Source organism: Microcystis aeruginosa NIES-843 (genome assembly GCF_000010625.1).
GTDB lineage: Bacteria > Cyanobacteriota > Cyanobacteriia > Cyanobacteriales > Microcystaceae > Microcystis > Microcystis aeruginosa.
This window is the reverse complement of the sequence record NC_010296.1, coordinates 2,751,091-2,769,721: the sequence shown is the minus strand read 5'-3', so window position 1 is coordinate 2,769,721 and position 18,631 is coordinate 2,751,091. Positions and strand designations below refer to the sequence as shown.

Genomic DNA, 18,631 nt, shown 5'->3' with positions numbered 1-18,631 from the left:
GTACAGCCATTTTTAAAGGGAAAATGTACCCAGTAGCGTCTTTTCAATTTTTTCTGAGAAGCTCCAGGCAGTAAGGGTTTTGTTAATTTTTTAGTATTTCTGTATGGGGGAAGTCCAGGAATACAGTGGAATGTACGATTAGGGAGGGAAGTTATCGTTTTTCTAAGATAACTCGACCGACTCAACTGCAACAAAAAGCGTTAGATTTATTGGGAGTTTCCCTAATTTGTACCCAGTAACGGGGTGCTGGAAATTCTCTTAATCCCTCCTACAGCACAGGTTATGGCCTTTTGTCAACGGGGAAGTCCAGTTATTGGGGCATTCAGAAATATGGTTAAAGGATTTGGTCCCTACAATATGAAAATTTTAGGGATCATTTTAGTCGCAACTTTTTCTTCTCTTCTCGCAATAAACCATGAAGATGGTATGACATCAACTATGGGAATACTTGGAGCCATTGTAGGTTATCTTTTTGGTATTAAGTACCTAAGCAAAATTAATTACACATCTAAGCCACTACTCCGTCAGACTTCTGGTGTGAGGAAACAGTGAACTGAAAACTCAAATCCGATCCCTAATAGCTGTCTCCCGTCTCGGAGTCTCCTGTCTCGGAGTCTCCCGTCTCGGAGTCTCCTGTCTCCTGTCTCGGAGTCTCCTGTCTCGACTAGGAAATTAATTTTGCACGACTACTTAGCCCGCATTTCTCACAAAAAGTACGATCACCAACCCCCGAAGCCTTACAAAATCTGGGTTTTGACTGGGTGATCGCCTTGTAGCAAAAACGACAGTGTGTTGTTAGGATTCAACTTAAGCTCATCATCAATTAGACCTTGAAAAAAGAACAAATTTAAAATGCGTATTTTTAGGTTAATTAGTTGATAAAGTCTCAATTTTAAGTAGAGAATGAAGTCAAAAGCTTGCTATAATTTAATCATTAAAACTATTTAAAGTATGTCAAGTTTATGACTCCTAGTTCAGACCAGTCTCGACTCAATCAATTAAATTTTGGAAACCTCAATGGAAGACAAGTAATCGCTAATTTTGAGGGAGGAAAAATCACCTCAGATGCAGGAATTATTTTGATGGCAGAGTTAGACCAAAAGCTAAAAATAACGGCTCGGTTTGCCGAATGTTTTCGAGATTATCGAAATTCATCCTATCTAGATTATTCAGTTCATGAACTACTCGCACAAAGAGTTTATGGGATAGTTTTGGGATATGAGGATGTCAATGATCATGATAAATTACGTCATGCTCCAGCTTTAGCAATAGCATTGAAAAAACTAAATTTTATTGACTCAGCCCAAGCAAATTTAGCGGGAAAAAGTACAATTAATCGACTAGAATATTGTCCGGAAACAGTCATCAATCAAGAGAACAGTCGTTACCATAAAATCGAGCCTAACCCCAAAGAAATTGAAAAAGCTTTTGTGGACATCTTTCTAGAATCCTACAAAAAGCCACCGAAACCAATTATTTTAGACATGGATGTCACCGATGACCAAGTGCATGGAAATCAAGAGGGAGCGTTTTTCAATACTTATTATAAAGGAGTGTGTTATGCTCCTTTGTATATTTTCTGTGAGCATCATTTATTAGTAGCTAAACTCCGGTCTTCTCATGTAGATACTGCTGGGGGAGCATTAGAAGAATTGCAGCGAATAATCGGTATAATTCGAGAAAAATGGTCAGATACGCAGATATTAGTACGAGGAGATAGTGCCTATTCCCGTGAAGATATCATGAAATTTTGCGAAAGTCAAGCAGGAGTTGATTATGTTTTAGCAATGGCAACGAATAGTCAATTAAAATTACGAGCGACCGATGTAATTGAGAAAGCTAAGGCAGATTACGAGCAAAGACTTCAGCCAGTTACTGAATTAATGGAGACGTTATTTTCTCCCGATGAAGAGTTAGGAGAATTGGCGAAATTGGTACCAGAATCGACTTGGTATCGTTCCCTATGTTATCAAACCCAAAAATCCTGGAGCCGTTCAAGAAGAGTGGTGACAAAAGTTTGTCCTGGTAGTGAGGGCGTAAAAATTCGCCACGTTGTGACTTCTTTACCTGCATCAAAGATTCCCCCATCTAAACTTTACACTGAAAAATATTGCCCCAGAGGTGAGAGGTCAAATCGAATTAAAGAGCAACAATTAGACTTATTTGCTGACCGGAATTCGACACAGACATTTGAGAGTAATCAATTAAGACTTTGGTTGTCATCAATGGCTTATGTTTTAATGCAAGCTTTTCGTCAAAATTGTTTGGCTAAAACTTCTTTTGCCAAAGCGACAGTGGGAACAATTCGCCTTAATTTCCTTAAATTAGGAGCTAGAATTACTGTTAGTGTCAGAAGAATTTTAATCGCAATTGCCAGTTCTTGTCCCTATCAAGATATTTTAGCGATAGCTTACTCTAGAATTCAAGCGATAGCGGGAACTGGATAAGTTGAAGAGTTTTCAAAGATCATTAAATAGTCTTAAAAATGGCTGCTTATAAATTCAGCTAACTTTGTCGTGAACATTTTCCCTAATTGACGGAATTTTTCCAGTAATTCAGGAATTTTTTGATTAGTTTAGTCAGATTATTCCTTGATAACTAAGCGGGTTTCTCTTATTTTTGAAAAACACCAACTTTTAACCTCCAAATTAGGTTCTTAATTCAGTTTGTGAGAAATGCGGGATAAAGATCTAATTCCATCGCTAAACTTACCAGATGCCAATGACCGTCATGTACCCCACATTCCGCACCCTAGTCGTTGAAATCAAAAGTTGCTCTAGCCCTTGTATAGTAAGACTTTTAGCGATTACTAAGAATTATGAAGTGTCACACTCTAGTCAGCGATCGCCAGCTTAATGAGAGTTTATCTCAATAATTTGGTATCAGAGCTATCAGATTTTTAGGGCTAATTGTGCGTCTGCTGGGCAAACAAATTAGCCTGTAATTCAGAGCCGGCAATCGTTTTGACGATTTAGATAAAATTTTCAATGTGACAGTTGAGGGTGCGGAATGTGGGATGTACTAGCGGCTGCCATTTGTGCAGGAGCCGATGTGATTGTTACATACAATCTGTCAGATTTTCCGGCTACAACTCTTGAGCAATATGGTATCGAGGCTCAGCATCCCGATGAGTTTATTATTCATCTGATTGATTTAGCTCCTTCAGTGATCTGTGAAGCTGCTAAGCAACAGCGAATCAGTTTAAGAAATCCACCGCAAAGTGTTGATGGGTTACTTGCCGCTTATGAAAGGCAAGGTCTAGCCCAGACTGTAGCAGAACTCAGGGTGTACGATGGACTACTTTGAAATTCTGGTTCTTCGTTACTTGGTATCCCACATTCCGCACCCTAGTTGTTGAAATCAAAAGTTGCTCTAGCCCTTGTATAGTAAGACTTTTAGCGATTACTAAGAATTATGAAGTGTCACACTCTAGTCAGCGATCGCCAGCTTAATGAGAGTTTCTCTCAATAATTTAGTATCAGAACTATCAGATTTTTAGGGCTAATTGTGCATCGGCTGGGCAAACAAACTAGCCTGTAATTCAGAGCCGGCAATCGTTTTGACGATTTAGATAAAATTTTCAATGTGACAGTTGAGGGTGCGGAATGTGGGTTGGTATGGTTCGATAGGGGGGCATAAATCGACTAAATCCTTATCTGGTAAGAGACTTAATTGATTAGTTCGCTCTAGATCAAAAACAATTGACAAAAATCGCTAAATGCCTTTCTATATAAGTGTTCCATCCCTTATAACCCCCGTCCATTGCATAACACAAACCGAAGAGCCGAAATTCTCAAAACTTTGTCTGTCTAACGGCTCAAATCAGCGGCGGCAGATAACCTCGAACTCAGCACCAGCAGCTTCCACCCGTCCGCTGCCGTGACGTGTTAGCTGGCGCATGGGACAGAATTACCCGATAAAATAGGTGTAGATTAAATACTTTAAAGATTCGCCCCATGAACTCAACAGTTAGCTTGCTTACCCGCATTACTCAAACACCTGGTCAGTGTGGTGGTCGTCCTTGCATCCGAGGGATGCGAATTCGAGTGACTGATATTTTAGAAATGTTGGCTGAGAACGTTAGCATTAATGAAATTTTAGAAGACTTCCCCGATTTGGAACTAGCAGATATCCAAGCTTGTTTGCTTTTTGCAGCTCGCCGTACTGATTTCCCCAGACTAACGGCATGAAAATTTGGATTGATGCCCAACTACCTCCAACGCTGGCGAACTGGTTATCAGCGACTTTTGGTTTAGAAGCGTCTGCTCTACGAGACTTGTCCCTTCGAGATGCTCAAGACATCAATATCTTTGAAGCAGCGCGAGCCGAAAATGCCGTGATTATGACTAAAGATAGCGACTTCATTGATTTGGTCTGTCGCCTGGGAACACCTCCCCAAATTTTATGGTTGACCTGTGGTAATGTCACGAATCGGAATCTGCGGCAATTGCTGTCAGCTACTTTACCTGATGCTTTAGAACAACTACGTCAAGGAACAATGATCGTAGAGATCAGCAATGCTCCTTAAGCTATTCATTAGATCTCTTGCATAAGTCTAGACAAAATAGGATAAAATAGTCCAAGAGTTAAGATTGAAAGATGACTTACGAACAAGTAAAAACTTTAAAGCCAACAGAGTTCAAACGTTTGTGGGTCGTGTATCCAGATACATTTAAGGATATGGTAACAGTCCTAAAGGCAGAAAAAGTTTGGCAAAAAAAGACAGGTAGGCCTAGCAAATTGAGTACGGAAGACCAACTACTAATAACATTAGAATATTGGCGAGAATATCGCACCTATTTTCATCTGGGAAATAGTTGGGGTGTTAACGAATCAACGGCGTATAGAATTGTTAGGAAAGTAGAGAATATTCTCATCAAATCAGGTCTGTTTAATCTACCTGAAAAAAAAGCCCTATTAGAAAGTAATAGTGAAATAGAAGTAATAGTGGTGGATGTGTCAAAACAGGAGATAGAAAGACCCAAAAAAAAACAGAAATCATGCTATAGTGGCAAGCAGGGATACCACACATTAAAGTCGCAAGTCGTTGCCGATCAAAAAAGCGAGCAGGTAATCTGTGTCCGTTGTGAGAAAGGAAGAGTCCATGATTTTCGACTGTGGAAAGAGAGCAAAATAAGGTTAAATAAGGAAATAGAAATATTAGGGGATAAAGGCTATCAAGGAATTCAGAAAATCCATCAAAACAGTCAAATTCCTCATAAAAAAAAGAAAAAAGAAAAACTAAGTAAAGAGCAAAAAAAAGCCAATCGTCAGTTATCACAACGGCGCATAGTTATAGAACATATTCATCGTCGTCTCAAAATATTTCGGATACTTTCATCAAGATACAGAAATCGCAGACGGCGATTTGGTCTGAGATTGAATTTGATTGCTGGTATCTACAATTACGAACTTCGTTACCGACAAAAGGATATATCTTGATTACTTTTGCAAGAGATCTATTAAGTAGTCGTGCAAAATTAATTTCCTAGTCGAGACAGGAGACTCCGAGACAGGAGACAGGAGACTCCGAGACGGGAGACGGGAGACGGGAGACAGCTATTAGGGATCGGATTTGAGTTTTCAGTTCACTGTTTCCTCACACCAGAAGTCTGACGGAGTAGTGGCTTAGATGTGTAATTAATTTTGCTTAGGTAAGCTAAACGGCTTTTACTTCGGATCACCGATATAGACTCCAAAAGGGTTATAGCTGTTGGATCATGCAGGTTAAGCGCCGTTTAGCTTACTTAATACCAAAAAGATAACCTACAATGGCTCCAAGTATTCCCATAGTTGATGTCATAAGCTAAACGGCTTTTACTTCGGATCACCGATATAGACTCCAAAAGGGTTATAGCTGTTGGATCATGCAGGTTAAGCGCCGTTTAGCTTACCATCTTCATGGTTTATTGCGAGAAGAGAAGAAAAAGTCGCGACTAAAATCTGAACTTCCCCCATACATATATACCATAATAGCCGAAAACCCTTATCTATCAATGGATACACCCATTAACTTTTCTTAATGTACCCATGTAATTTGTAACATTTCTTAATGGACAAGAATTCTCTCTATTTGCTAGAATGATAGCCATGTATATAGAAAAAGTTCCTAACCGTAATTCCCCCCCCGCCGTTCTTCTTCGAGAGTCCTACCGAGAAGGAGAACAAGTCAAAAAAAGAACCCTTGCCAATCTCTCAAAATTACCCGATGATATTATCGACAATCTGAAACTGGCTCTTAAAGGGGCAACACTGTCCATGAATGAAGGCATTCCCAATCATTTTGAAGTGATTAGAAGTCTTCCTCATGGTCATGTGATGGCTATTTTAGAGACGATTAAAAAATTAGGTTTAGATAAAATAATCAGTGAAAAATCCTCACGAATCAGAAACTTAGTAGTGGCGATGATTGTGGCAAGAATCATCAATCCTAAATCGAAACTAGCCACAGCGAGAGGGTTTAATAGTGAGACTTGTAGTCAGAGTTTAGGACAATTGTTAGACTTAGAGAAAGCCGATGAAGACGAATTATATAACGCCTTAGATTGGTTATTAGAAAAACAAGATAAAATTGAGAAGCACCTAGCACTTAAACACTTAGAATCAGGAACATTAGTCTTGTATGATGTCACTTCTACCTACCTAGAAGGAAATGGTTGTGAACTGGGAAAATATGGTGATAATCGAGATAAAAAGAAAGGGAAAATTCAGATAGTTTTTGGTCTGCTCTGTTCAGCCAAGGGTTGTCCGATAGCGGTAGAAGTATTTGAAGGAAACACCTCAGACGGTGCTACTTTAAGCGGACAAATTGAGAAAGTCAGAAAGGGTTGGGGGATTGAGAATGTGGTCTGGGTAAGCGATAGAGGAATTTTCACCAACTCGAAAATCAAGGAATTAGTAAAACCGCTAGAAGGATTAGACTATATTACTGGTTTAACTAAGCCTCAAATTCGGAAACTGGCTGAGGTAGAAGTGATTCAATTAGGATTATTTGAGCAGGTAAACTTGGTGGAATTTGAGAGTGAAGATTATCCCGATGAAAGATTAATTGCTTGTCGGAATCCCTTCATTGCCCAGAAAAATCAACTACAAAGAGAGGCATTATTAGAAGCGGTAGAGAAGGAACTAGATTTGATTGTTCAGGCGACTCAAAGGGAGAAAAGAGCTTTAAAGGGTCAAGATAAGATAGCTTTGAGAGTGGGCAAGATTCTTCATCAGTTTAAGGTCAATAAATACTATAACCTAGAGATAACAGAAGAAGGCTTTTCTTATCAGCGTAAGCGGGAATTAATCGCTCAAGAAACGGCCTTAGATGGTGTGTATGTGTTAAGAACTTCTCTGGAGTCAACTTTGATGGATGCAGCGACGACGGTTAAAGCTTATAAAAGTTTGTCTCAAGTGGAGGAGGCATTTCGCTGTTATAAGTCAATTGATTTAAAGGTACGTCCTATCTATCATTATAAGGGTGATAGAGTCAAGGCTCATATCTTTTTATGTATGTTGGCTTATTATGTGGAATGGCATTTAAAACAGTGCTTGGCTCCTTTATTATTTGAGGATGAAGAAATTGATGATAGCTCCGTTGATGTGATTAAGGCGAGTCGCAGTGAATCGGTGCAATCTAAAGAGAGAAAAAAACGGAATCAAGAGAACTTTCCTGTGCATAGCTTTCGGACTTTGTTGGAAGACCTGGGGACAATTTGCTTGAATACAGTAGAATGTACGATTAGGGAGGGAAGTTATCGTTTTTCTAAGATAACTCGACCGACTCAACTGCAACAAAAAGCGTTAGATTTATTAGGGGTTTCCTTGATTTGTACCCAGTAACGGGGCGCTGTAAATTCTCTTAATCCCTCCTACAGCACAGGTTATGGCCTTTTGTCAACGGGGAAGTCCAGGTATACGGTCGGGTGCAGTGATTTGTTAGACGGGCTTATATACTTTAGACGTTCATAATCTGAGATTTATTAAACTTCTGAAATCGTAGAGTCAGCAAGGAATCCAGTTCTTTTTTATGTTTCAGATGGGCATCATTCAAACATTCATAAATGGCTGAAGAAAAGTCAGAAAAGTTTTCATAATATTTACCATATAAACATTTCTTTTTGACAAATTTCCACAGCCTTTCAATTAAATTTAGATTAGGCGAATAAGACGGTAGATAGAGTAGATCTATTGACAAAGAAAGAGCCAATTTTTCAACAATTTTACATTTCTGATAGCGGGCATTATCTAATACGAGAGTGATGGGAATCATTAGTCCTAAAGCAGCTATTTTTGACCGGAGTTCACAGACTTGAGTTGCTGTAATATAAGTGTCATTCGTAACCAGAATAACTTCATGAGTTATTGCATTTAATGCTCCTAAAACATTGAAGCGTTTACGCCCGCTCGGTGACTTAACAAAAAGTCTCTCAAAACACCAAACAAAACCGAGAAATGCTCCCATGACGAAGTGAGCGGCATCAACAAAAAAAACAGCCCTTTTTCCTTCTTTAGCCTCATTTAGTCTGGGTTCTAGCTTTTTTTCTTTGTAGTCCTCTTGTTCATCTGGGTCAGCTTTAGAAGGAAGAGAACCTACTTTTAAACATTTCATTCCCATTGATTTTAAAAATTTTCTCACTTGGGTAGGACTTCGTTTTATTCCCATCAATTCTTCTCTCCTATATACAGCTTCATTTATTGTGACTGGTGGATTTTTCTCGAAATATTTTTTGAGCGTTTCTCTTTGAGACTCTAATTCACTTTTAGGGCGATAGAAGTTGATTTCTTTTAATTTTTCTATTCCGCCTTCTTGATAATCTCGAAGATAAGTTAATAAGGTATTTGGCGAGATTCCTGCTAACTGACAAATTTTTTGGTGCGGTATCTTTTGACTCTTTAACCAAAGAACTTCCATCTTAAGTTGAACCCGGGGATGAGGATGATGAAATCTTTCATAATACAGTGAGTTCTTTTCTTCTTCGGTGAATTCTAGGTTAATCATGTTTTCAATGAGTGCTTTGCTTCTAATTATGACTCTTAAACTATATTATTGTCCTTGAGTAAAAAATGCAAGTTGTAGCCGTGCAAAGTATATTTAAAAAGGTAAAAGGTGCGTGAGACGCACCCTACAAGATTGGCGATCACACTGATTAGCTTTCGTCGGTCGGTGTGCATTGGGGTTGTTATGCCGTGTCACCAACAGATATGATGCGCCAATCACCTTATGGAATAAACAACCGACCAGCCCCCATATAGTCTTGGATATCGATCACAATTTCTACAAGCCTTTCAACGCAGCGTTCTCGATAATCAGATTCATTGACCCTATCCGGATCGCCAATCGTAATGATCGGAAATGAAGTCGGTTGATTTTCTTCACGCATTACTTGTTCCAACGAGTCTTCACCCTTCGCATTCCGGTTTGCCGTAAGTAAGAGCATCCCGTTGGTTTGGGCAAATCTCCAAACTACTCGATCATTGCTGTCTGCGGGTAAGCCAACGTCTTCAAATGTCCTCAACCGAATTAGAGCGAGATCTAATAACCCGCTAACAACAAGACTTCCAGAGATCAGAATTGCCTGCCGATTCAAGTTGTAATCAGCCAGAACAATCATTGCTTCTTCGCTTCCCGCTTTGCTCTCCGTTCCTGAAGTTTAGCTCTAACCGCTTCATAGCCTGGACGAGGAGGAGTAGCAGCGATCCGAGCAAAACGTTCGCGATTCCTCTCTTCCCAAAATTGTTTAGTTTCTGCGGCAGTCTTTAAAACCTCCTGATACTCTGCTTCCACTTCTGTTCGATGTGTTTCAATGTAGGAAAGGGCGGCATGAATCTGAGCATCTGTAAGATTGAAGGCATCACGAATAAACTTGGGTGGATACTGAGCTTTGAGATAATCCATCACGTCATACAGAGTAATACGAGTATCCGCAATTGTAAGCCCTCGCTCTGTGCGGATTATAGCTGTTTGTCCATTCGATGCCAGTGCCATAGCAGTCTTAGCTTTTAATCATTTAATTCCATAGTAGCGCACAAAAAAAGCAAGGGGATCCAACGCCCCCCGACGACTGATTCGCAAAATCCTTAACCCAGATTGCTTACCATGATTTTAGTTTATCATTGATCGCTTTATTAAGTCAGGTGCAACGTTGTGTTATACCCGATCGCTTTGGCAATCACTTAATCTTGGCGATCGATATGATGTAGCGTGTGTTAGCGTTAGCGTAACGCACGGATTTTGAACATTAGATAAGGTGCGTTACATTTCATTAACGCACCCTACAAGATCGGCGATCGCACTAAAAATGCAAGAGGGCATAAGTGCCTCAACCCAGAAGCAGAGCAGGCTAACGGCTAAGTTGAGCCGCCGCAGATAAATTTTAGGGTATAAAGATCACTTTTGAAGGTCGGCTCCAACGAAGGGTTATGCTTGGTGCTGAGTTTGGTTGCTTTCCATATATTGACGCAAAACCTTGTTTATTAGGGTTTTATACTGTTCTCCTTGAGCCTGAAACCACTGTTTCACATCTGGATCAAGCTGAACTAGGTTGTGTGCTTGATCTGCTGGAATACGTAAAGTAGCTCGTTCAAAAAATTCATCTGTCAGCGGCGGAATATCTGAGTAGTCGATATTCTCTTCTGACCTTGACTCTAAAGCTGCCCAATTAGTACGAGAGGTACTGTTCAAATCGTTTCTGCTCATGACGGTTGGCTCTTCGCGCTGAAATGATTCGGGTTACATTTTTTTGACGTTCCGTCCAGACTACTACTGCTATTCCAGAACCGAGAAAACCGATCCCAAACCAGCGATCTTCGCCATAGTCGAAACGATCATCTAGCTCAATCAGCATTTCTCCATCAAACATCGTGGGAACATCAGCAAAATCAATCTCATGTTTACGAATATTTTCAATATTTTTCGCTTCGTCCCACTCAAATTGCATGAAGAATTAAGGTATGCCAGACTGAACTAATTTCTTTCATTATCACACATTTGGCTGAAATGGGTTTATTCTTTGCTCGAAATCGATTGCCACCAAAAGTATAGACTCTCAGCCAGAAGATAGATAGCTGAAAATAATTGCCATACTAACACCATAGATGCAAATGACACCAATTTTAGTTGCAATTGGGAATGAACCAACTAGGGCAAATATTATGATCGCAACACCTATAAGGAGTGCGAATATGGCTTTAACTCTCTTCATTCGGAACTCTCAAAGACTAGAACTAATACATACTAAATCAGCCTCTATGGTCATGCCATAAAGTCGTCCATGAAATCAGTGACACCTTCAGCAATACCATCCGTAATTTCATCTGGAAGTAAACCGACAGCCAACACAGCTATCCCAGTTCCTACTGCCGAGCCAAGAAATTTAGCTGCCCAATCACGAGTATCGGTAATACCTCCACAATCTTTACACTCGACATAATTTTTTTGGTTAGTTGGTTGAATGTTTTTGCTATTGCAGTGCGAGCATATGACTTGGTTAGCCATTTTTTCTCTCCTAAATGCTATGGCTGAATATCCAAACTATGCCACCATCAACAATCGAAGCAGCATAACTATATAGTGTACGGAAATTTTCCGTATATCACGCTAAATACGCACTTTTTAAAGAATCTTTCCGTATATTACGCTCAAATAGAGCGATCGCAAGAACTCTTCCTATAAGTAGTCGTGCAAAATTAATTTCCTAGTCGAGACAGGAGACTCCGAGACAGGAGACTCCGAGACGGGAGACTCCGAGACGGGAGACGGGAGACAGCTATTAGGGATCGGATTTGAGTTTTCAGTTCACTGTTTCCTCACACCAGAAGTCTGACGGAGTAGTGGCTTAGATGTGTAATTAATTTTGCTTAGGTACTTAACATTACAATAAGCGTGTTATGCCGAATTATTATAGGCGTTCTCAGATGTTTTGAAAATCCCACAGGGTGGCCGATACAAAATTAAGTTATACTTCATCTTTATGAGAAACGCTGCCATACCGGAATCTAATTTTGGGGGGATTGACTACCATATTTAACTTCATTTGTCAAGAAATTCGCTCATTTTTAGGTGCGATCGCTTTTTACACGATTATTCCCGTTCCGATTGCCTGGCGGGATTTTGGCAGAATTGCCCGATGGATTCCCTTAGTGGGCTTATTTTTGGGTTTAATTCTAGTTTTGCTCGATATAACTCTAGCTGGTCTGGGAATGCCACCTCTAACTCGTGCAGTTGTCCTTGTGGGGGTTTGGGTTTATCTAACGGGAGGACTACACCTTGATGGAGTTAGTGACACGGCCGATGGTTTAGCTGTCACCGACCCCCCGCGTCGTTTAGCGGTCATGGCCGATAGTGTTACCGGGGCCTTTGGAGTCATGGCCGTGACTATGGTTTTGCTGCTAAAAATCGCCGCTTTGACTGATTTAAGCGATAATCGAGCCTTAGCTCTAATTTTAGCACCAATTTGGGGACGTTGGGGGCAAGTAATGGCGATCGCTCTTTATCCCTACCTCAAACCCACCGGCAAGGGAGCCTTTCATAAAGTGGCTTTTTGTCTGCCCTGGGACTGTGGGGGAATAATTTGGGGGTTAATCGCCCTATTTGGCGGTCTAAGGTGGGGAATAATCGCCATTAGTGCCGGAATCGCCCTCGCTCTGCTTACTGGTTACTGGTTATATCGTCGTCTTCGGGGTCACACCGGCGATACCTACGGTGCAGTAGTGGAGTGGACAGAGGCTCTATTCTTGGTTTTTTTGACAATAATTAGCTAATTTTTGCCATCCACAGCCCGTAAACGGGTTAATTTCAGGGTAAATTTTCCCCCACCGGTTTCTCCGAAAGCTCTCACCCGAATAACATACTTACCCGACTCGGTAATGCGCGCAAAGAGGAGGGCATTAGTGCCACCATCGGGACCATCATCATTTTCCGCTACAGTGGAACCATCGTCGGCCAGGAGAATTAAAACTCCATCAAAATTTTCCGATTTGAGATCGATGGCCACCTGATCGTCCTTGTCCAAATCTACGGTATAATCTCTAGCAAACCCCCCCTCACCCGTGGGAATATCTTTGTCGGTGAGAGTATCGTTAATTTCTTTATTGAGGATGAGGGGGAGGGGATTATAGATTTTTTCCGCTCGCACGGGTAAAGATTGACCGCTTAACCAGAATAAAGTGAGTAAGACGCATAAACCAGAATAGCGACCAGTCAAAGGAAATCTTGTCATAGGGCAGATGTTCGTTTTCTCAATCTCCCTATTCTACAAAAAACTGATAACTATCAGCAGTTCGACAAAATTAAATTCACACCCCAGAAAAGGGGAACACCGGAACTGCGGAACTGCGGAAGGGAAAAATATGTGTAATTAATTTTGTTAACTATGAACATATATTCCTTGCTGGCAAAACAAGTTAAAAATCCCCCTTGGAGCAAGAGGGAAGATAAAACCCGTTTAAGGTAATTGCTGTGATCATTAATTGACAATATTTAAAAGAGATTGATTGAAAAAGAACTAGAAGTTAAAAACTTAAAGAGGGTTCTTACATGGGCAAAGAAGCTAAAGACTGAGTGATATTATAGGCTTGACCGCGATAGGTAACGGCTACCTGTTTCTGAATGGTTTGAACGACACCACGGTTTTTTAAATAGGGAACACCACGATAGCCTAAAATCAGCGGACTGGAAGCAACGGTGGCAGTGGGATTTTTGTCGTAAGCAATGCTGCGATAGGTTAATTTCATAGCTGTATCTGGAGATAATTGGTGAGCCATTCCTATCTCCATCTGCGGCGAAATTAATTCCAGAAAAGCTCAACTTTTTTCTGGGTAAATATCCCACCAAGAAGACCCCCGATAGCGCATTTCTCGACGCAGAGCATAACGACGGGCAAAATTAGGAACATCGCCCCGATGACCTAATAAAATGACCGTATCGCCTTGCTGTAGAATGGTGGAATGGTCGGGATGGGCGATGACACGACCATCAAATTGACGGACAGCAACGATAATAAAAGCACCCTGTCCCCGCACTTCCATCTGACTGATGGGTTGTCCCAAAAAGGGCGAATCGCTTAAAATCGAGTATTCTTCAAATTGCAGGTCGATATCGGCTAATAATTCGTTGAGATTGCGCCTACCTTCATCTTCCTGTAAAAAATCGATTGCGGCCGGATGGGTGATTAAATGGGCCATTCTCTCTGCTCCAATGGTAGCAGGTAAGACCACTTGATCGGCCCCGGCTAGTTTTAATTTTTTCTCGGTGCTGGGATATTCTCCCCTGGCGATAATGTATAGTTGCGGACTGAGTTCCCTTGCGGTTAAAGTGATAAAGACATTTAAAGCATCATCGGGCAACACCGTCGCTAAAACTCGCGCTTTGTCGATACCGGCTTTCTGGAGAATACTTTCATCGGTGGCGTTACCATTAAGAGTTAAGTAACCTTTTTCCTGAGCTAATCCAATGCGATCGGGGTTATTATCGACGATAATAAAGGATTGGGCTGTTTTTGCCAATTTAGTCGTTAGAATGCGTCCTATACGCCCAAAACCGCAGATTATGACGTGATTTTCTAGGGATTCCATCTCTTTATTCATCTGGCGATCGCTAAAAGCTTTGTTAATTTCTCCCTCGGTGAGCATCTGAAAAAAACCTCCCACCACATAAACGGCCGAGGTGGTCCCACAGACGATAACTAACATGGTAAAAGCTCTCAGACTGGGAGTGTTAATCGGTTTAACTTCCCCGAAACCTACTCCAAATATGGTGATTATCACCATATAAACGGCATCGAGAAAACTCCAACCGTAGGCCATATAACCGATAGTTGCTCCGACTACCGTAGCGAGAAAAAAACTCGCCCCGATGATAATCCTTTTCAGTGAACTTTGCATCGATTTCCGTGACCTGACCATCTAGCTATCAGCTTACAGCAGAATTTATACTAAATCCGTTGAGCATAATGCTACTTATAAGGACAGGCACTCATGCAAAAGGGGGGATAAATAGGGTTTGCGGCAAAAAGTTTTTCCTGGGGGCAGGGTGTGGGGTGTAGGGTGTAGGGTGTAGGGTTTTAGCGATTTTGAGGGGGTCAATTACCTAATTTTCAGGGAAAAAGTCCAGGAATTTTCCACCCGATCACTCCGGGATCTGGCACTTTTTGGTTTCCAAAAAGTCTAAAAGTCTTATCCAACAAGGTTTTTAGATTTATTCAGCAAGCCCTAAATAATCAGTTTTTAATAACCGGATTTAGTATAACGGAAGATTTTTGCAGGAGAGCTTTTTAACTGGCTGTTAACTTAGTCATAACTTGGATACTGTATAATCCCTATGTCAAGTGTCCGTAATAAAATTTAACCTAATCAAGGTCTGAGTATCAGTTTTGACTTTATTGCCGAAAATATGAGTATTTCTCGCCGTAATTTCCTCACCTTTTTAACTGCCACTGCTGGTGTCTCTTTTTTCAGTCTGCAAGAGAAAAAATCTTCCTCTCTGATCAGCAGTCCTGCGATCGCTGCCAATAGTTTCGGGTTAAACTTTGCTGCAGTCAAACTGCCGATTCCCTTAAAAATTGACGGCATGAGCGATGAAAGCCAAAAAAGTGCCTATCAAACCTATAAAGTCCTAGATGATCTCGTTCTTCCGCAAGGATTCACCTATGATGTGCTGGCCCAGTGGGGGGATGCAGTGGGTGATTCCCGTTTCGGTTATAACAATGATTATCTATCTTTTATCGAAACCAGTCCGGGTCAAGGTTATCTAACCGTTAATTTTGAATATATCAGTGGTCGTACTTGGCTACAAACCTTTGAACAAGTGATCGGTAAAACCCTACCCGTCAAGGAAGTACGGGAAAAAACGAATGAAAAGGGTGAAATTGCCGCCTATCACCTGCAAGATGCCAGCTTAAAGGCAAAAATCGAGGAAATATCCCTAGAAGGCTTAATTGATCAGGGAATTGGCGTAATTTCCCTGGCTAAAGATCAAACGGGAAAATGGCAACGTACCTATAGTAAAGCCGATCGCCGCATTACCGGTATCTCTGGACTAAAGGACGGTCACTACCTGAAAACGACCGGTCCTGCTGTAGCAATTTTTACCAAAACCGATAAACTTGGCTACGATGACGGATTAGGGGCAAAAATTATCGGAACGTTGCAAAATTGCGCCGGGGGAACAACGCCTTGGGGGACTGTATTTAGTGCCGAGGAGAACTTTCAAGACCAAGTGACCGAGGTAGTGTTAAAAGATGGTTCCTCTTTGCATCCCGATACTACCCCCTTTATTCTCAATAGTTCGGAAGTGGATGGCCGGGGTAACGTCTTCGGGTTAGCAGGAAATAAATACGGTTGGATGGTGGAGGTGGATCCGGCCAATCCCGACGATTACGGCACAAAACACACTTGGTTAGGGCGTTTTCGCCATGAAGCGGTCGCTTTTCTCCCTCGGACGGGGCAACCCTTGGCGGTTTATTCAGGTTGCGATCGCAGAGGCGGTCATATCTATAAATTCGTTTCGGAGGGCAAAATTAGCGATATTAAGCAGAAAAATAACTCAAAACTCCTAGAAAAAGGAATGCTCTACGGGGCCAAATTCAACGCCGATAAAACCGGTTATTGGATACCCTTAAATCCCGACACGGAGATAAATCCCGTCCTACCGAGTCAAATTGCCGCTAGTCGCGGGGATGGGGTGGTAGCCTTGCCGAATCCCGAAAGAACGGTCAATGATACTAAATTACTGCTATTTAAGGACGATGAGGAGATTCTGGCCTACAAAGCTAAATATAAGACCCTCGCAGACCTGTATGAAGGTAATAGGACGGAAAAACAGGGGGCAATTCTCATCGATGCTCATTTTGCCGCTAACGCCGTTGGGGTCACTTGTACTGGTCGCCCGGAAGATACGGAAGTGGACGAGAATGGCACTTTATATATGACCTTTACCTCTGGTAGTCCCAGTGAAGCGGAGGGAGGAGCCGATAAGGAAATATTTAAGGGGCCAAATGGCGAAATACCCTACGAATTTGGTTGGATTATCAGCTTAAGGGAAGATAATAACGATGCTGCTTCCTTAAGTTTTCGTTGGGATGTGGTCGCTTATGGAGGGGAACCGACAGAGAAAGGTGAGGGTTTTTCTAATCCCGATAACCTCGCTTTCGATAAACAGGGAAATCTCTGGATGGTTAGCGATATTTCCACGGGTGGGTTAAATCGAGAGATGAAAACTCGTTATCCCCAAGGTGTCCCGGTTAGTCAACGGGATTTATTGGGTATTTTTGGCAATAATAGCGCTTGGGTGTTTGCCAAGGGTCAAGAGCATCCCTATCCTTTTGCTATCGCTCCCATGGATGCGGAATTAACGGGATTGTACTTTACTCCCGACCAAGAGACGTTATTTTTGGCAGTACAACATCCGGGGGAAGCGGGGGGAATTCGTCGGGATTTGGCCTTTGAAAACCGCAAATTTGCCCTTAAAACCACTAATGGGCAGGAATTTGAACAAATACGACAAGTACCCCTAGGGTCGAATTGGCCCAGTGGTCAAGTTAATCAACCTCCCCGGCCGGCAGTGGTGGCGATTCGGCGAATTGAGTCAAAATCTGGATAATACATTTGTTTTAAATTATTGGTTTCCTTTCCGGATTTCTGAAAAACAAAAAAGGGGTCTTAGCCCCTTTTTCCGGATTAGTTAGGGTTAGCTGAATAAATCTAAAAACCTTGTTGGGTAAGACTTTTAGACTTTTTGTCAATCAAAAAGTACCAGATATGGGAGTGGTCGGGGGGAAATCCCTGGACTTTTTCCCTGAAAATTAGGTAATTTACCCGATGAAAATGGGTAAAACCCCACACCCCACACCCTACACCCTGCCCCTAGGAAAAACTTTTTCAGCAGACCCTAGTTAGTTATTTTTTCGGCGATAACATCATCATCATGTTACGACCTTCTTTTTTTGGCGCTTGCTGTACCTCAGCCACATCCTGTAAATCTTTGGCCATGCGCGCCAGTAATTCTTCCGCTAGGTTAGAGTGTTGAATTTCCCGGCCTCGGAAGGTAATCGTCGCTTTTACCTTATCTCCCGCTTTTAAAAAACGTTGCGCTTGGTTGACTCGCACGTTGTAGTCATGCTCATCGATTTTATAGCGCATTTTAACTTCTTTTATATCGGCTGTATGCTGTTTTTTCTTGGCTTCACGCGCTTTTTTCTCCTGTTCAAACTTGTACTTACCATAGTCCATAATCCGGCAAACGGGAGGACTTGCCGTTTCACTGACGAGGACGAGATCAAGTTCCTTTTCTTCGGCCACGCGTAAAGCTTCGGCAGGAGTAATAATTCCTAGTTGAGAGCCGTCGCTATCGATAACGCGGATTTCGGGAAAGCGGATTCTTTCGTTAATTTGGGGGAGATCGCGAGTAGTGCGTCTTTTATCTATCACAGGCGTTCTGGGTTATCTCTATTCTGGTTAATTAATCGGTTGGAGTTTACAAAATGATTTACTTGCTATTCTACCTACTCGATCGAGTTTCTTGGCCAATTGTTAAGTTTTCTTGCAATGTTAATTTTTAGCCGCCGGTCCTCAGCCGTCGGCCGTCAGCCAGATAAGCTGTTGTCTATGGGTTTTGTTAGACTAAGACCCTATACTCTCAGGAATCGAT

The 18,631-nt window shown here is 41.6% G+C and carries 21 protein-coding genes; 10 read left to right on the top strand and 11 right to left on the bottom strand.

Going from position 1 to position 18,631, the window contains the following annotated elements; translation table 11 throughout:
• Positions 1-243: 243 nt before the first annotated feature.
• The 3 genes from MAE_RS13260 (at position 244) to MAE_RS13250 (ending at position 3,306) form a co-directional block, all read left to right on the top strand.
• The gene (locus tag MAE_RS13260; RefSeq protein WP_041804106.1) at positions 244-552 is read left to right on the top strand and encodes a hypothetical protein; all 309 of its coding nucleotides are present in this window, start codon (positions 244-246) and stop codon (positions 550-552) included.
• Positions 553-962: 410 nt separating this feature from the next.
• Positions 963-2,447, top strand: a complete 1,485-nt coding sequence (locus tag MAE_RS13255) for an IS1380-like element ISMae9 family transposase (protein ID WP_012264152.1) — start codon at positions 963-965, stop codon at positions 2,445-2,447.
• 562 nt (positions 2,448-3,009) lie between these two features.
• The gene (locus tag MAE_RS13250) at positions 3,010-3,306 is read left to right on the top strand and encodes a hypothetical protein (RefSeq protein ID WP_012266020.1); all 297 of its coding nucleotides are present in this window, start codon (positions 3,010-3,012) and stop codon (positions 3,304-3,306) included.
• 261 nt (positions 3,307-3,567) lie between these two features.
• On the opposite strand, the gene MAE_RS34095 is transcribed toward MAE_RS13250, so the two are convergent.
• Complete coding sequence (locus MAE_RS34095; RefSeq protein ID WP_164516965.1) at positions 3,568-3,708, bottom strand: hypothetical protein; 141 nt, start codon at positions 3,706-3,708, stop codon at positions 3,568-3,570.
• Between the two features lie 248 nt (positions 3,709-3,956).
• On the opposite strand from MAE_RS34095, the gene MAE_RS13245 reads away from it, so the two are divergent.
• The 5 genes from MAE_RS13245 to MAE_RS13230 all read left to right on the top strand — a co-directional run bounded on the left by MAE_RS13245 (position 3,957) and on the right by MAE_RS13230 (position 7,827).
• A complete protein-coding gene (locus MAE_RS13245; RefSeq protein ID WP_002799619.1) occupies positions 3,957-4,190 on the top strand; it encodes a DUF433 domain-containing protein in 234 nt (77 codons plus the stop codon).
• Positions 4,187-4,528 (top strand): DUF5615 family PIN-like protein, encoded by a 342-nt coding sequence (locus MAE_RS13240; protein ID WP_041804105.1) that lies wholly within the window; start codon positions 4,187-4,189, stop codon positions 4,526-4,528. Before MAE_RS13245 ends, MAE_RS13240 begins: the two co-directional genes overlap by 4 nt.
• A gap of 71 nt (positions 4,529-4,599) precedes the next feature.
• Positions 4,600-5,442 carry an IS5 family transposase gene (locus tag MAE_RS13235; protein WP_012266017.1) on the top strand — a complete coding sequence of 281 codons (843 nt, stop codon included), beginning with the start codon at positions 4,600-4,602 and terminating at the stop codon, positions 5,440-5,442.
• 425 nt (positions 5,443-5,867) lie between these two features.
• Complete coding sequence (locus MAE_RS33370) at positions 5,868-6,023, top strand: hypothetical protein (RefSeq protein ID WP_012266016.1); 156 nt, start codon at positions 5,868-5,870, stop codon at positions 6,021-6,023.
• Between the two features lie 67 nt (positions 6,024-6,090).
• The gene (locus MAE_RS13230; RefSeq protein ID WP_012266015.1) at positions 6,091-7,827 is read left to right on the top strand and encodes an IS1634 family transposase; all 1,737 of its coding nucleotides are present in this window, start codon (positions 6,091-6,093) and stop codon (positions 7,825-7,827) included.
• A 115-nt stretch (positions 7,828-7,942) separates the two neighbouring features.
• Here MAE_RS13230 and MAE_RS13225 read toward each other — a convergent pair whose 3' ends face one another.
• The 6 genes from MAE_RS13225 to MAE_RS13200 all read right to left on the bottom strand — a co-directional run bounded on the left by MAE_RS13225 (position 7,943) and on the right by MAE_RS13200 (position 11,482).
• Complete coding sequence (locus MAE_RS13225; RefSeq protein ID WP_012266014.1) at positions 7,943-8,986, bottom strand: IS630 family transposase; 1,044 nt, start codon at positions 8,984-8,986, stop codon at positions 7,943-7,945.
• A gap of 220 nt (positions 8,987-9,206) precedes the next feature.
• Positions 9,207-9,599, bottom strand: a complete 393-nt coding sequence (locus MAE_RS13220; RefSeq protein ID WP_002791850.1) for a hypothetical protein — start codon at positions 9,597-9,599, stop codon at positions 9,207-9,209.
• Positions 9,596-9,973: a DUF433 domain-containing protein gene (locus tag MAE_RS13215; RefSeq protein WP_002797905.1), complete on the bottom strand. Its 378-nt coding sequence runs from the start codon at positions 9,971-9,973 to the stop codon at positions 9,596-9,598. The genes MAE_RS13220 and MAE_RS13215 overlap by 4 nt, the downstream gene beginning before the upstream one ends.
• Positions 9,974-10,405: 432 nt before the next feature.
• Positions 10,406-10,669 carry a BrnA antitoxin family protein gene (locus MAE_RS13210; protein ID WP_223210680.1) on the bottom strand — a complete coding sequence of 88 codons (264 nt, stop codon included), beginning with the start codon at positions 10,667-10,669 and terminating at the stop codon, positions 10,406-10,408.
• Complete coding sequence (locus tag MAE_RS13205; protein WP_002797901.1) at positions 10,647-10,925, bottom strand: BrnT family toxin; 279 nt, start codon at positions 10,923-10,925, stop codon at positions 10,647-10,649. The genes MAE_RS13210 and MAE_RS13205 overlap by 23 nt, the downstream gene beginning before the upstream one ends.
• Positions 10,926-11,239: 314 nt before the next feature.
• A complete protein-coding gene (locus tag MAE_RS13200) occupies positions 11,240-11,482 on the bottom strand; it encodes a hypothetical protein (RefSeq protein WP_041804104.1) in 243 nt (80 codons plus the stop codon).
• Between the two features lie 506 nt (positions 11,483-11,988).
• On the opposite strand from MAE_RS13200, the gene cobS reads away from it, so the two are divergent.
• Entirely contained in the window at positions 11,989-12,747 is a 759-nt protein-coding gene (gene cobS, locus MAE_RS13195; RefSeq protein WP_012266010.1) for an adenosylcobinamide-GDP ribazoletransferase, read from the top strand.
• On the opposite strand, the gene MAE_RS13190 is transcribed toward cobS, so the two are convergent.
• The 3 genes from MAE_RS13190 to MAE_RS13180 form a co-directional block, all read right to left on the bottom strand.
• Positions 12,744-13,205 carry a PPC domain-containing protein gene (locus tag MAE_RS13190; RefSeq protein ID WP_002757946.1) on the bottom strand — a complete coding sequence of 154 codons (462 nt, stop codon included), beginning with the start codon at positions 13,203-13,205 and terminating at the stop codon, positions 12,744-12,746. The genes cobS and MAE_RS13190 overlap by 4 nt on opposite strands.
• A gap of 313 nt (positions 13,206-13,518) precedes the next feature.
• Positions 13,519-13,719, bottom strand: coding sequence for a DUF4278 domain-containing protein (locus tag MAE_RS13185; protein ID WP_041804746.1), 201 nt, complete (start codon positions 13,717-13,719; stop codon positions 13,519-13,521).
• Positions 13,720-13,788: 69 nt separating this feature from the next.
• Positions 13,789-14,868, bottom strand: a complete 1,080-nt coding sequence (locus MAE_RS13180; RefSeq protein WP_002797890.1) for a potassium channel family protein — start codon at positions 14,866-14,868, stop codon at positions 13,789-13,791.
• Between the two features lie 508 nt (positions 14,869-15,376).
• Here MAE_RS13180 and MAE_RS13175 point away from each other — a divergent pair.
• Positions 15,377-17,584, top strand: a complete 2,208-nt coding sequence (locus MAE_RS13175; RefSeq protein ID WP_012266007.1) for a PhoX family protein — start codon at positions 15,377-15,379, stop codon at positions 17,582-17,584.
• 296 nt (positions 17,585-17,880) lie between these two features.
• Here MAE_RS13175 and infC read toward each other — a convergent pair whose 3' ends face one another.
• On the bottom strand, positions 17,881-18,411 hold the full coding sequence (infC, locus tag MAE_RS13170) for a translation initiation factor IF-3 (protein ID WP_002797889.1): 531 nt from the start codon (positions 18,409-18,411) through the stop codon (positions 17,881-17,883).
• Positions 18,412-18,631: the final 220 nt, after the last annotated feature.